Annotated in this window: 11 protein-coding genes; 6 read left to right on the top strand and 5 right to left on the bottom strand. The window is 44.8% G+C overall.

The window, feature by feature from the left end; all coding sequences use genetic code 11:
• Positions 1–85: 85 nt before the first annotated feature.
• Positions 86–1,114, bottom strand: a complete 1,029-nt coding sequence (locus FKN08_RS11315; protein WP_164665440.1) for a hypothetical protein — start codon at positions 1,112–1,114, stop codon at positions 86–88.
• A 410-nt stretch (positions 1,115–1,524) separates the two neighbouring features.
• Positions 1,525–2,673 (bottom strand): PLP-dependent aminotransferase family protein, encoded by a 1,149-nt coding sequence (locus FKN08_RS11310; protein ID WP_170892141.1) that lies wholly within the window; start codon positions 2,671–2,673, stop codon positions 1,525–1,527.
• A gap of 125 nt (positions 2,674–2,798) precedes the next feature.
• On the opposite strand from FKN08_RS11310, the gene FKN08_RS11305 reads away from it, so the two are divergent.
• Complete coding sequence (locus tag FKN08_RS11305; protein WP_045606594.1) at positions 2,799–3,668, top strand: helix-turn-helix domain-containing protein; 870 nt, start codon at positions 2,799–2,801, stop codon at positions 3,666–3,668.
• Positions 3,669–3,782: 114 nt separating this feature from the next.
• Here FKN08_RS11305 and FKN08_RS11300 read toward each other — a convergent pair whose 3' ends face one another.
• Positions 3,783–4,820, bottom strand: a complete 1,038-nt coding sequence (locus FKN08_RS11300; RefSeq protein ID WP_170892140.1) for a DUF4382 domain-containing protein — start codon at positions 4,818–4,820, stop codon at positions 3,783–3,785.
• Between the two features lie 232 nt (positions 4,821–5,052).
• On the opposite strand from FKN08_RS11300, the gene FKN08_RS11295 reads away from it, so the two are divergent.
• Entirely contained in the window at positions 5,053–5,292 is a 240-nt protein-coding gene (locus FKN08_RS11295; protein ID WP_005392770.1) for a YdcH family protein, read from the top strand.
• Positions 5,293–5,365: 73 nt separating this feature from the next.
• On the opposite strand, the gene FKN08_RS11290 is transcribed toward FKN08_RS11295, so the two are convergent.
• Positions 5,366–6,037 (bottom strand): cupin domain-containing protein, encoded by a 672-nt coding sequence (locus FKN08_RS11290; RefSeq protein ID WP_170892139.1) that lies wholly within the window; start codon positions 6,035–6,037, stop codon positions 5,366–5,368.
• 207 nt (positions 6,038–6,244) lie between these two features.
• Here FKN08_RS11290 and FKN08_RS11285 point away from each other — a divergent pair, with 207 nt between their 5' ends.
• The 4 genes from FKN08_RS11285 (at position 6,245) to FKN08_RS11270 (ending at position 10,121) form a co-directional block, all read left to right on the top strand.
• On the top strand, positions 6,245–7,387 hold the full coding sequence (locus tag FKN08_RS11285) for a hypothetical protein (RefSeq protein ID WP_170892138.1): 1,143 nt from the start codon (positions 6,245–6,247) through the stop codon (positions 7,385–7,387).
• Positions 7,377–8,303 (top strand): zinc ABC transporter substrate-binding protein, encoded by a 927-nt coding sequence (locus tag FKN08_RS11280; RefSeq protein WP_170892137.1) that lies wholly within the window; start codon positions 7,377–7,379, stop codon positions 8,301–8,303. Before FKN08_RS11285 ends, FKN08_RS11280 begins: the two co-directional genes overlap by 11 nt.
• 3 nt (positions 8,304–8,306) lie before the next feature.
• Entirely contained in the window at positions 8,307–9,101 is a 795-nt protein-coding gene (locus tag FKN08_RS11275) for a metal ABC transporter permease (protein ID WP_170892136.1), read from the top strand.
• Positions 9,102–9,401: 300 nt separating this feature from the next.
• Positions 9,402–10,121 (top strand): beta-ketoacyl-ACP reductase, encoded by a 720-nt coding sequence (locus FKN08_RS11270; RefSeq protein ID WP_170892135.1) that lies wholly within the window; start codon positions 9,402–9,404, stop codon positions 10,119–10,121.
• A 286-nt stretch (positions 10,122–10,407) separates the two neighbouring features.
• Here the strand turns inward: FKN08_RS11270 and FKN08_RS11265 are convergent, their stop codons facing one another.
• Positions 10,408–13,926 (bottom strand): AAA domain-containing protein, encoded by a 3,519-nt coding sequence (locus FKN08_RS11265; protein ID WP_170892134.1) that lies wholly within the window; start codon positions 13,924–13,926, stop codon positions 10,408–10,410.
• Between the last annotated feature and the right edge of the window lie 212 nt (positions 13,927–14,138).

The following is a 14,138-nucleotide window of genomic DNA, read 5'->3' as shown; positions in this document are numbered from 1 at the left end:
AAAGACAGGCGAAATGTGCCTGTCTTTGATCTTGCTGCCAAACAACAAGTTTACGTCTGTGCGCGTTGTGATGAGCACTTTTCAGCTAATTTACATTCGCTGTAGCCACAGCCGTCGTGTCAGAAAACGACAGCGTGAAGTCTTGTTCGGTATTTAATACTTTGGCTGGGAACTCCAAGCTTAACTGTGCGTGTGGTGCGACTTCTGAAGCGATACTGGTGACGAATTTTCGGGTTTCACCCGGAGAGATTGACAAGTTGTTTCCCCCTCGTGATGAGAGCTCTGCGATCCCCATGGTTTCAAGCGTGTTACCCGCAGTATCAGCTAAGTTCAACAAAGACTCCGATTTATACACTAGCTCTCCGCTTTCGGTGCGATAGGCATTAAACGTGTTGAAGTTTGGCTGTAATGAACCTTGTGAACCGACGTTAGTCACGGAAAACGTCACATTAGAGCCATCAAAATTCTCGACTTTCACCAACACGTTACCGTCTTGGTAACGCGCTGCTGCGGCAGCACTGGCTTGCTGTTTCTGTCTCTGTTGTTCTTTCTCAATGTTGCTTAACTGTTCCTGCTCGCTAGCAATTCTATTTTCTGCCATGGCGTAGGATTGATCCACCATTGCTAACAAAGCGGGGATTGAATACAACGTGAGACCTTCCAAATGGTCAAAGTCGATTTTGGCATGCTGAGTAAGTTCGTGGTTCGAGAACTGGCAGTAACCATCAATCAAGCTAACAAATGCGACTTCAAAAGTACCTTGTAATCGGCTCACTTCCTGTGCGGCTTTTTCTAAATCTGAGCGTACTTTTCTGATCTCTTCCAATGTCTTTTGTGGCAAACGTCCATTGGGTGACACGTCGTTGGAAACCGAGACCAGTGCTTCGGTCACAAATGGATTGTTTTTGGCTGGAATCACCGTGGTGATGCGGTTGGATTTAGTGATGTCTTCGCCCAGTAAAACCATCATTTTTTGCGATACGGCAGTTGTGTTGCCCGCTAAAACATCACTACAGTTTGGAGACGTATTCGCATACGCGGCGAATGCGGTAAAAAGTGAAAAGATAACGGACCAGCCAGTGGTGACGAGTCCTGTCGTGGTTCGAGTGTTCATCCTGATAACCCCTCTGTCATTTGGTGCGATTCACTGACGTAATTGCCAATCAAAAGACTGGCTCGCGACATTCAGAATGGTTCTGGTCAATCCTTCGTAGTGGGTATGCCCGCAGATGCTTTCTAGTCGTTTACTCAATCGCTAAGCCACGACTGAGTAAAGTGTCTGAAATTGAGAACATTAATGCTGCGAAGTTGATGTCTTTTGTTTGAAAGATAGACGTAACTTTTCTAACCATCAAATACGTGATTAGGTTCTCATTTTATATGAGTGAGAGGATCAAGAGAAAACAGGTACTTACTGTAGAGAGTTGATTTGAGAGAAAATATAAAATTTTTTGGGGAACTTTTTTGATGCTGCCTTTGAGACTTTTTCGAATCTCAAAGGCAGATTCTAACGTATGCGCTCAATTACAAAGCGTTGAGTACATCCGCAAGTCGAGTGACAGCAGTCGTCAGTTCTTCTGGTGTGGCATTGGTAAAGTTAAGACGCAGAGCGGCTTTTACCTTTGAACCTTCCGGATAAAATACCGGGCTTGGCACCACAGCAACCCAGTTTGCAAGAAGGGTCTTCGCAAGTTCGAAGGTGTCGCATTCTGGAATTTCGACCCATACAAACATGCCACCATCGACAGGTTTGAGTACGCAACTTTCTGGCAGCTGTTTTTGCAGCTCAGCAAACATGACATCGTAACGCGATTTGTAAAGCGCACAGATGGTTGAAATGTGCGTTTCGAAGTTGTCATGTTGCAGTAGACCATGCAGCAAAGCTTGCATAGGAATACTAGAGTGCAGATCGGCACCTTGTTTGATTTTGATGAGTGGCTCAAGGTAACTGCGTTTGCCCGTTACCACACCAATACGCAAGCCTGGAGAGGCGATTTTGGAGAATGAACGCAACACGATGGAGTGCTGCGGGCAGAAATCCGAAACCAGCGGTAGTGCTTCACCAGAAAAACGCAGCTCGCGGTATGGTGCGTCTTCAATGAATGCCACGTCGTATTGGATACAAAGCTCGGCAACTTTTTGGCGAGTCTCTAGCGCCCAGCATACGCCCGTTGGGTTGTGAAAATCAGGTACGGCGTAGAACATTTTTGGTTGCTGCGTGGCAAAGCATTGCTCGAGTTCTTCAAGGTTTGGGCCACACTCGGTTTGCGAAACGGTCACGATGTTGGCTTGCACTAAACCGAATACTTGCATAGCACCAAGGTAGCTTGGTGCTTCCATCACCACTTTATCGCCCGGATCCACGTACGCACGCGCAATCAAATCTAGCCCTTGCTGAGAACCCGTTGTGATCATCGCCAAATGAGATTCTGGCAGCTGGTAATAATCGGTCAAAAAGTTAAGTAGTGGTGCGTAGCCTGCTGTTGCGCCATATTGAAACACCTCTGGCATGTTCGCGAGGTTTTCGAGCGTCGGTTTCATTAAGTCGATCGGGAAGGTTTTTTCGTCCGGTAAGCCACCCGCAAGAGAAATGACGTTCTTATCGCTCGCTGCTGCGAGGATCTCTCGAATGTAGGATGACTTAGTTTGTTGTAATGACTGTGCTATTTCCATGTGCTGTGCTTCTCGTAATTGTCTTTTTTTATGTCAGAAATAGTATAGGTAAATTGCCAAGCTTGGTGTGTCCATTTATGCTGTTAAATATGTCCATTTATGCTATTTGAGCGAAAGTTTACTCCGTGAGCCATCAACAAGTTTCCAGAATCAATGACGTGCTGTTTTACATTCATCAGGACATTAGCAGAGAGTTATCGGCTAAAGAGCTGGCGGATGTAGCAGCCTATTCTGAACAACACTTCCACCGTATTTTTAAAGATGTAGTGGGGGAGTCCATCCATCAATATATCCGCCGTACAAGAATGGAATACGCTGCCAATCAACTTATGTTTGATACCAGCTCATCGGTGTTAGACATTGCTAACAAGTGCGGCTTTAGCTCGGTATCTTCTTTTAGCCGAGCGTTTAAAGCGACGTTCGCTATGTCACCTGGTGCGTGGAGAAAGCATGATTTACAAGTCGCAGAAAAACCGTATTTGAAGGATCCGGAAGTAGCAGCGGGTTATCATCGTGTTGCGAAACGCGAGTTGCCAGAACCTAAAATTATGGAGGTTCCACAACGCTTTGCGGCGTATGTTCGGCATGAGGGCTATAACCGTTCCATTCGCAATGCGTGGCTGATTTTGAAAGCGTGGGCAAGTTCTGAGAATCGGGACTTTTCGGTTCAATACGGCTTGCATCACTCCAACCCTGCTTGGGTAGAACTCGACAAGTGTCGCTATGTGGCTTGTATGGAGATTGATACGCCGCTCAAAGTGCGTGGCGTCGTGAATCAAATGACCATCCCAGGCGGTTTACATGCCGTCTTTCGCTTAACGGGAGTATATGGTGAGCTTCTTCCTCAACTGAGTATGGTATTAGAGAAGTGGTTGCCTAACTCTGGCTTTAAACAGCGTTCTACGCCCGCTTATGTCCATTATCATAAAAATCACTTTCTCAGCCATGATGAGGCGTTTGAGCTGGATTTCTATCTACCCATTAGCTTCTTCTAAGGATGAAAACGAACGTATTATCGTGTGAGTCGATTTGTGGTGAGCAAAGAGCTGACCAAGAACGCCATGAAGAAAAGGCAGAGCTTGTGCTGACTCTGCCATTTCTAGGGGATCTTAAAAGTTTGCGTCTGTATTAGTACCAACGGATACGTTAAGTCCGCTAGTTGATTGATAAATGCTGAAAGTTTCGCCAGCGACAATACCTTCTTCAGAATCGTCATTTGCCGTACAGGTATAACCGACCGAGTAAGTACCAGGTTCTACAAAACCGAATTCGTACTCGTAATTTGCATCATCAACATCTTGAACCACGTTCGCTGCTGCGATTGGCATTGCTTGGCCTTCTGCGCCGGCAAATGGCCCCATGTTTTCTTCAGCGATATTTCCTTGATATAAGTAGACCGCGTGCGCATATCCGTTTGCACTTGGGGTATCCGTTTCGCAGCTTTGATAGGTCAATGTTGCGACATCACCCTGAATCTCCCCCGTTGTAACCGTGTTAATTAAAGTGACGGAGGTGCGTTGAATGCTGTAGCCTTCATTTTGGCCTGTTCCGTCTTTTAAGCCACGGCGCAGATCAAATTCAACTACGAACTCATTATTGTCAGGGTTGACTGCAAAGGTGTTGTTAAAGAACAGTACTCTAGAGTCAGGATCCTTTCCGACACCTTGTGGGCAAGCACCATCACCTTTGACGGTCAGTGGGATTTGATTTCCTGTCGCTTCGTCAATCACATACGATGGGTAGTTTGGATGATCGCCATCATTAGCAAACACGCAGAGTTTATAATTACCAGTTGGTATCAGTTCATCATCCACCAATTCCTGCGCGTCACTGCCTTGGAAATTGAGTAAGTTAACACTTAGTGGGAGTGGATCTTCACCTTCGGGAAGGGGGTTACCATCTTCGTCGACCAAATTGCCTTCTTCGTCTGTTTTATACACATCGAATACTTGTGGTGTGCCACCATCCAGAGGAAGAAATGCAACTTTGTTATATGTGATCACCACTTCTGATACGTCATCAATAGGGGCATCTGATACGGACAAAGTAACAGGAGTCATTGTACTGACAGAGTCACTGTCTGAATTACAGCCAATAAGTGCAACGGCTATTGATGCACTGATTAGGCCAGTTTTCATGCTGTTCATTAGATGTACCTTTTTATGAGAAGTGTATTAAATGTAGCCGATTATTGACAAAGTACAGAATAACAACGAGCGGAGTTACCGGGTCGAAAACAGCGACGAACCATCATTAAGACGTTCAGTAAAAGTGTGCTCAAATCGACGATATTGTGCTCAATGAAGTGCTATGGTTAAGAATGTGTCGCTCAAAAAATGAGCGGAGATATACATCAATAACTCTAGCCAAGAGGTCTCTATGTTAGGTGAAAATCACTCATTAACTCATGAATTCCCAGAACATTTGGATACCATTACTCAGCTTGCCGAAAACGATGCATCATTTGCTGAAACCGTTAAAAACTACAATGCTTTAGATAAGGAAATCCGCGTACTAGAACTGCAAGGAAGCCCGATTGATGATCACGAAATGAACGTGTTAAAACATAATCGAGCTGAGCTCAAAGATTGGCTCCACTCGAGAATTATGGGTTCTTAGCGACGCAATGATCATCGGCTCGTAATCTACGAGCCGATTTTAGTTTCAAGGGACGATGCCAAGTATTCCAACATTAGGATTGCTGAGCAGGAGCTTGGAGTGGCAGGTGGCCTGTTTTTACCCAAATGACCGTTTCTTGCTCTACAAAAGGAAAGTGCTCACTCATATGTGGACTGCGTATCCAAGAGTAGGGAGGATAGGTTCCTAGCTCGTCTTTAAATTCCCCCGATAACACAAAAATTTCTTCACCACCAAAGTGACGGTGTGGTTGAAACTTCTCGCCTTTCGGCCATTTAACCAATGCGACATGTTCATGCTCAAAATCATGCAATGGCATGACTTTCAGCCCACCGGTGCCAGGTAACCAATTCGCTTCGTTCGTGTTGATGCGAACTGTTTCAAGATCATCAGAATTGAATTGATTTAGTTTAACTAAAATCACACAGCCTTCTTTGCTATAGGGCGCATGTTGACTTCCAGGAGGGTTACGCAAGTAGGTTCCAGCAGGGTAGTCACCATCTTCGTCAGAGAACACTCCTTCGAGCACTAATATTTCTTCTCCGTGAGGATGAGGATGAGTCGAAAAGTGCGAGTTTGGCTCATACTTCACTACGCTGGTGGTGTGCCCTGATTCTTTGGCTTCTCTTTCCAAAGGTTTACGCCACACGCCTTTGTAAGGGCTGGCGATCCACTCCTGTTCACCTGTTTCTATCACGATTCTTTTCGAGAAATCCATATTCAACATACTGAAATTCCGTTACTTATCTAATGATTTACTCTCAATAGTATACGTATAAAAAACATCAATTGATTCACTTGTTGATAGTCAAAATCAGGGATTGAATACGAGCTAGCTGTCGGAACCAAGTTAAATTTCTGCTTGTGTAATGATAATTGTTATATTATAACATCGCAAAATTAAATGTTATAACATAACAAGAGGAAAGAAGTAGTGAATAAGAAATTGGTTTCTCTCGCGATCGGTAGCATTTTTGCGTCCCCTGTTTTTGCCGATACATTATCGAACCCACAGATTGGTGTTGTTGTTGATGGCTACTACCAAGATGGTCAACGTCATAATTCTGAGCGCGAAGAAGGCTTTGGCCTAGGCCATACGGAATTGAACTTATCATCAAATATTGACGATAAGTTTCACGGTGCGTTGACCGCTGTTCTTGAAAGTCATGGCGATGAGACAGAATTAGAGCTTGAAGAAGCATTCATCGAAACTTTGGCATTGCCATACGGTGTAAACGTGCGCGCGGGCCGATTCCTATCTGACTTCGGTTACCTCAACAATCAACACATGCACACTGACAGTTTCGTTGAACGCCCAATTGCTTATCGTACTTTCCTTGGTTCGCATTACTATGATGACGGTGTACGCGCAAACATCGTTCTGCCAACCGATCTTTACGTGAAGTTTGGTGTAGAAGCATTAAGCGGCAACAAGATGTCTTCTGTTGAAGATGGCTCTAAAGTTGGTGTTTACACGACAACGATGAAGCTTGGTAATGATTTCTCTGAATCTTCAAGTTGGCAGTTTGGTTTAAGCTACCTGCGTAACGAAAATGGCAAAATTAAAGAATTCGAAGATCACGACCATGGTCATGGTCACGAAGAAGAACATGACCACAGCCACGCTGCGGCTGTAACGGGTGCGAACCTATACGGCGCAGATTTTGTGTGGAAGTGGGCACCAGATGGTAACTACAAGTACAGCAACTTCACGCTATCTGCGGAATACATGTTGTTAGACGGTGTGGTAGACAGTAAATATAAGAACGATGCAGAGTCACCAGACAACCTAAGCGCATACTATGTTTCGGGCGTTTACCGCTTCAACCCAAGTTGGTCTGCAGGCCTACGCTACGGCGAAGCAGAAAGCTATGATGGCCACGCACACGGCGATCATATGCATTTCACAGCACTGAATGATAAAGAGATGGATGCGATGATCGCATGGGATTCTTCTCATTTCGGTACGATCCGTGCGCAATACACTCGCATTGATAACCAAGACAGCGAAACAGACAACGTGTTTACTCTGCAATACGTAATGACATTTGGAGCGCACGGTGCACATGCGTTCTAAACTTGCGATAAGTAAATGCAGTTTAGTGATGATGGCGGCGGGATCTGCCATCATCTCTTCGCCTGCTTTGGCTCTTAACATTTTCGTTTGTGAGCCTGAATGGAAAGCTTTTCTTGAAAGTCATGCCCCAAACGCCACCATTTACTCAGCAACCACGGCTAAGCAAGATCCGCATTATGTTCAAGCTCGTCCGTCTTTGATTGCCAAGATGCGCCAAGCTGACATGGCGATGTGCTCTGGCGCTGAGTTGGAGGTAGGTTGGTTGCCGATGCTTCAAAATCGAAGTGGCAATAGTGCCGTTCAAAATGGTGCTCAAAGCATGATTTATGCGACCGATTTCGTGCGTATGTTGGACTCTCATGATCATGTTGACCGCAGCATGGGGGACATTCATGCGCACGGAAACCCACATGTTCAATTTGCGGCAAATGACATGATTCCATTATCTCGTATAGTAACGGAGCGCTTAAAAGCGATTGATCCCGACAACGCGCAAAGTTACCAAGTGAATGGTATGAAGTTTCGCGCGCAGTGGCAAAAAAAGCTCAATGAATGGAATGAGAAAGGCGCGGCTTTAAAGGGTAAGCAAGTTGTCGGTTATCACGCGACGTATCGTTATTTGTACGATTGGCTCGGAATGAAGCAGATTGCCGATCTCGAACCTAAACCGGGCATTTCACCGACCACATCTCACCTGCAATCACTTACCAAGTTAGATGCCGACAGTTTTGATGCGATTGTTTACTCCTCTCATCAGGATCTGCGTCCAGCGAACTGGTTGCAGGAGCATACTGACAAACCTGTGATTCAACTGCCATTGACCGTTTCTGAGGGTGAAAGCTTGGATGAGATGTACGATCAGGTCATTGATGATTTACTGGATGTGTTAGTGCCACCCGTTCCAGTGAAGATCTAAGTCATGGCAGATTATGCATGGCTTTTACCTGCGGTTTTGTGTGGCTTAATTGCGTTAGTTGGCAACATCGTTCTGGGGCAACAAGTTCTTAATCGTCAGATCATCTTTATAGATTTGGCGGTGGCGCAAGTTGCGGCATTGGGGGCAGCACTAAGCCACTACTGGTTGAGCCAATACGCGCTGTTCTCAGGCTCATTCTTTGGTGAAATGATTGGCCCTTGGGTTATGTCTTTGATGCTTTGCGGTTTGATTGCCTTAATGGAGAAACGATACCAGCAACATTTAGAGCCCATGATTGGCAGCTTGTTTGTGGTGTCTGCATCGCTGGCGATCCTGCTGGTGAGCAAAGACCCACACGGCGGAGACTTTATTCAAGGCATTCTTAATGGGCAACTGTTATGGGCGACTTGGGCAGACGTTTGGCCTTTGGCACTCATTACCGCTGCGATGTTGCTATTGGTTTGGTTAAAACCTGCGTTTATGCGCGGTAGTGGTTTTTATCTTATCTTTGCTATCCTGATGCCCATTACGGTCAAGTTAACCGGCATTTATTTAGAATTTGCTTTGTTGGTGATTCCAGCTTTATGTACGGCAGCATTGAAGGGAACTCGATTCTTTGTCGCCAGTATCAGCATCGGTATTGTTGGGATTTTATCGGGTATTGCCGCATCGGCTCGCTACGACTTACCAAGTGGTGCGAGTATTGTGATCACCCTGTTTATTACTGGAATGTTGTTTAATCTTTTGCTTCAACCTTTTCTGGTGAAAATAACAAAACCAGCTTTTGTAAGAGATTAAGAGACAAGTAATATTGGTCTGATGAAGTAGTATTTGAGTCATCAGATCAATACTTTTCTATCCAAGTCCTCCAATCGTGTAACTTTGCTCCTTCCAACACACTTTCTTAAGTTGATCTTGCCATAGTCATCAAGTTGCCTTGATTAGTTCACATCCGACTCCCAGACTGTTTCTATAGTTTTTATAAGATATAAAAGACCCTGCGTATGAGAAGCGCAGCTGTAGCGCGACTAGGCATAAAAACAAAAAACGCTAGGGATACAAGCGAATTTGTACTCTCAACATTTAAGGAAGACCAAGATGAAAGACGAAAAAGTCGCCGTCGTTACAGGGGCTGCTCGCGGTATAGGGCAGGCCATTTGCGAACAATTACTCGAAGATGGATTTCACGTCGTGGGGCTAGATATCTCGCCTGTGGAGTGGAGTCAGTCGCCAAACCTTTCAAGTTATCAAGTGAATCTCTGTGAGGCCGCAGCGGTAAGTGAAGTGGTCGATCGCATCGTCGCGAAACATCAACGCATTGATGTTCTGGTCAACAACGCCGGAATAACGAGAGATGCACTGCTGCCAGACATGTTAGAGCAAGACTGGGACAGCGTTATCGACGTGAACCTAAAGGCGGTGTTTTTACTCACCCAGCGCGTTGCACCTGTCATGCTAGAGCAAGGTGCAGGCAGTATTGTCAGTATTTCGTCTATCGTGGGAACGGATGGCAATATTGGTCAAAGTAATTATGGCGCGAGTAAAGGTGGCGTGATAGCGATGAGCAAAGGCTGGGCGAAAGAGTTAGCAAGAAAAGGCGCTCAAATCCGAGTCAACTGTGTTGCTCCAGGTTTTATCGCTACCAACATGACAAAGAGCTTGCCTGAAAAAGTCATTCAAATGATGGAAAGTAAAACGCCTCTGGGACGCATGGGCTCGGCGCAAGACATTGCGAATGGCGTTGCGTTTCTAGCGTCTGATAAAAGTGCGTTTATAACCGGACAAGTGCTCAAGATTGATGGTGGGTTGGTGTTATAACTAGCTAATCAAAATCTCAAATAACAAACGCCCTTTACTTATGTGAAGGGCGTTTTTGTTGGGTAACGTTAATTGAGCTGTTGGTGCGTTTTTGCCACATTGTCATTTTCGCTCATAAAATCGCTTGCTCTTCTAGCCCCAAGTTTTCCCCAATAAAACTCATGTGAAAGGCGTGCAACTTACTTCGTAATTGCCCATTAAAAGTGAATAATCAGCAATCAACTGTCTGAGGGTATGCTGAAAATGATTTTGAGTCACTTCGGGACAAAAGAGTGACGCTTTGTGTCTACGTCACGGGCTGCTTGTTTGTGTTGCAGCTTCGGCTATTTAAGAAGTTGAGTTGAGTTTTGATCTCCTTCTCTAACTCACCGACATAGATTAATGATGTCTCGATATTGGCGTATTTTCCGCTTCTGCTTGCACTAAACCAGTTGAATGACCCCACCGCCATATACCGATCATCAGCAAAAACGCTTTTACTATGGACACCATTTATCACATTGATAACGATACCAAGCTGTTCCAAGGTCGTGCAGCAATGTTGAAACGCTTTTACTTTATTGGTATCCGGGTGGTTTGCGACAGTGGTATTGAAATGTCTGTCGGTGTGTATGGTTATCTGGACACCTTTCTGCAGTGCTGTTTTTAGTAGTTCTAACTGCCCAGTTGATTGCAGTTTGTCTAGCAGTAACCAAGGCGATACGATATCTATTTTTCGTTGTACTTCCCTCAGCAGTTTTGATAAAAACGCATCGTGCTCTTCGGCATTGGTTAGCAGTTTCGGATGGCCGCATATTTGTAATAAATCGGGGCGTTGACCAACACTAAATTCAAGCTCATTTCGCTCGTCAGTGAAGAGATACTTGGCGAGTAATCCTCGTGGAGAAGCTGATGGCGCAGCTTCAATGATATCCAAATCACCAAACACCAAGAATGCATCTTTGGCTCGAGAGACAGCGACGTTGAGCATTGACGGATCCATATCGATAAACCCGCCATCGTTGTGTCTGGTGTATACCTGGGAAAAAATAATTATTTTGCGTTCAGCACCTTGAAGAGAGTGAACGGTGCCGGCGGTTAGTTGGTCATCCCCTTTGCCTGCTTTGATATCGAACTCACCACACGCAGTCTTGATCTGGTTCACTTGAGCTGAAAATGGAGTAATGATACCCACACACTTGGCCAGTGGCTCACCGTAGTAATTCTCTATTTCAACCTTATTGGCATGTAACCATGCAGCGATAGTTTCTGCTTCTAACTTATTGCGTCGGCTGCCGCTAAATGATTCCGCGATACCGTCGACGTGCAAATGACTGAAAGGAGAGAAGAGGCTACCTTCGGTCGCTAGTCCTCGCTTGGGGACCAGGATACCTTGGTAGCAAAGGTCGTTGCAGTATGAGATCAATTCGTCGTAGCAGCGTCTATGTTCTTGCAAAAACATTCCAGGCTCAGCTTCCGGCATATAATGAAAGCGGCTTGCTTGTTGTGCTACATGCATCACACTGCCAGTCACTACACTTCGGCCTTCCTCTTGAATGACTGTGTATTCATCATCAGAGCTGATAACTTTATGCTGCTTTAAATTGCCTCGGTCAATTGATGAGCACACATTTCTAATCGGCGGGATCTGGTAAATATCACCAATCACCAATGCTTTTTTGGCTAGAGAGAACGAGGCCGCAGCAACTTCTGGAGCTACTTGACCCGCTTCATCAACGATCAAAAGGTCGATTTCATTAAGCAGATAGTCAGTTTCAAATTCATTATTCCCAACGTGAGACTGGTAAGTCATATGAGAAGGCAGAGAATGGAACGTTGATACAATGCAAGGAGTGAGCATCATTCGGCGTTGCCAGCGCGGACGAACCGTTTTCAGACCTGTTTTCCGGGCCTGCTTGTTCAGCCCTTGACCCAAATCTCGGCAACTGAGTAGCCAGCATGCTTCCCAGTAATGGACAGCTAAGCGGAACATTCGAAAACGGATCGTGATATCTAAAACCGAATCGATGTCGGTCAATTGTGGAATAGTTTGTTCTGGAGAGTCTTCAGTAAAGTTATTGATAGAATCAAGCCAATTCAGTTGTGATTGCTCAAACTCTTGATACTGTTCTAACCAAGATTGATACCGATTTTTTTGTTCGTCAAAATCGTCTTTTTTACTAGAAAATATTTGCTTGAGTAGGCTCTCAAATCGGTCTGATGACAGGTTTTCAATTTGCTCTTCATCGTGCTCAATAAGGTTAAACATGAAACTCCTACGCTGGAGCTCAAGTTTATTCTTGATTGGCGGTAACCACTTAAACAGAGTTAACCATGTAGATTCATTACCGAGGTAGCTTCGCCACGCAGTTAACTGTTCTTTGGCGTTATCTTTCAATACTTGCGCATTAGAAACGGCTTGTTGTTGATCTGCCAATGTTTGTTGGGGATTATGCCCCAGCCGAGAATGGATGTCAGTCAGTTGGCGGTTGTAGTGATGCCAATTGTTTTGGATGTAATCTAACTGGTTTTGATGTTGGCGCAATTCGGCAAGGAGATGCGCTTTAACTTGCGTTACATCAGCAAAATTTTGTTGTGGAAACGCCTGTTTTGCTCTATCCAAATAATGCGCTTGGGCTTGATCGACAAAATCCAACTGCTCGACTTTTTCATAGAAATGCTTAGTTTGGTAACTTTTGGCAGCTTCCATTTCTCCATACGCCGATGGCAGGTAGCCACCATAGCTAAAAATGTCAGGTAACCATCGGCCCGATAGTTCGTCCTCGCCTTCATCGAAGTCTTTACCAAAAGCATCAATGATGTTGGTTACTGCTTGATTATTAGTCGATGCCGCAATGATTAGCGGCGGCTGACTCTCTTTTAGCGCAGATTCGATCCACAGTGACGCGACTACAGATAGAACAAACGTTGTTTTACCTGTGCCAGGAGGACCATTTACCGCAAGAATATCGCCTTCTTGCATAGCTAAGGTATGGGCCAAAGCATCGCATTGTGCTTTAGCTAGCGGGAATTGACTATTTGAGTGGCCAAAACGCGAATTCACTGTATGAGATACATCAATACATTCATCGTGGTTGGTTACTGTTTTTACCGCGTAACTATCAAGCAGAGGCAAGGTTGTGCTTGAATTGCTTAGGTTATCGTACAGTTTTAAAATATGCCTTGAAGCACCCGGGCACTCGTTGGTTTTGTTGACTAAGCCACGACTTTCAATGTCTTCGTAGAACTGCTCGATTTGGTTTCTATCGCAGTAATCGGCAAATAGTTTTTGAGTGAGTCCGTAGTAGTTGTGCCAATCTTTTTGATGGTTCTGATACTGTTCTTCTTGTTCGAATTTGGCAGGAATACTTTCATTAGACAGCGCTGGAATTTCATTTGTTGTCAGGAATTCATCGATCTTATCAACGTCAGCGATAGTAAAGGTGTCATTTCCTTGAGGAGCAAGCAAATCACGAGGTATGAATGGCGCGGTGTGAGGAAATAATAGTCCTTCACGATTGACCCATAAAGAGCAGACAATCGGTGTCAGTACACCAGGCATATTACCACTGTAATCTTTGCCATGAACTTTCCGAAGATAATAGGTGATCGGTCGATGATGAATTTGTACGGCGGTTAGGGTATCTGGTTCATTGCGAAACAGATCTTCTAGCAATGTAGAATCAGGTTTAAGCTTACCTTCTTTGAACTCGTCGGTTGTCGCTCGCACATAATTCTTCAGATCTTGTTTTTTTAATGCACCTTTCGCGCTGTCGGCATCGGCAAGAGAATTACGCCAATAGTGAATCCAGCCCTGATTATTCATACCCGGTCCTTGAAATTTTCGTGTTAAGCGTGTGATTTTAGTCGAATATCTCCTTGCTAAGGGAGTGTTTTTTGTAAGAACTTTGAACAATTTCTTACTTGGCGATCTTTTAGTCATGCGGATGATGACCATTCGAGCAGTCGAAGAATTGGGGCAGGAGTATTAAAGTTTATTTTCCTAATGTTATATGAATTCAATGATTAGCTCTGTGA

It is taken from the genome of Vibrio sp. 1-2 (7-a), assembly GCF_013048515.1.
Classification (GTDB): Bacteria; Pseudomonadota; Gammaproteobacteria; order Enterobacterales; family Vibrionaceae; genus Vibrio; species Vibrio diabolicus.
This window is presented reverse-complemented; position numbering and strand designations above follow the sequence as displayed.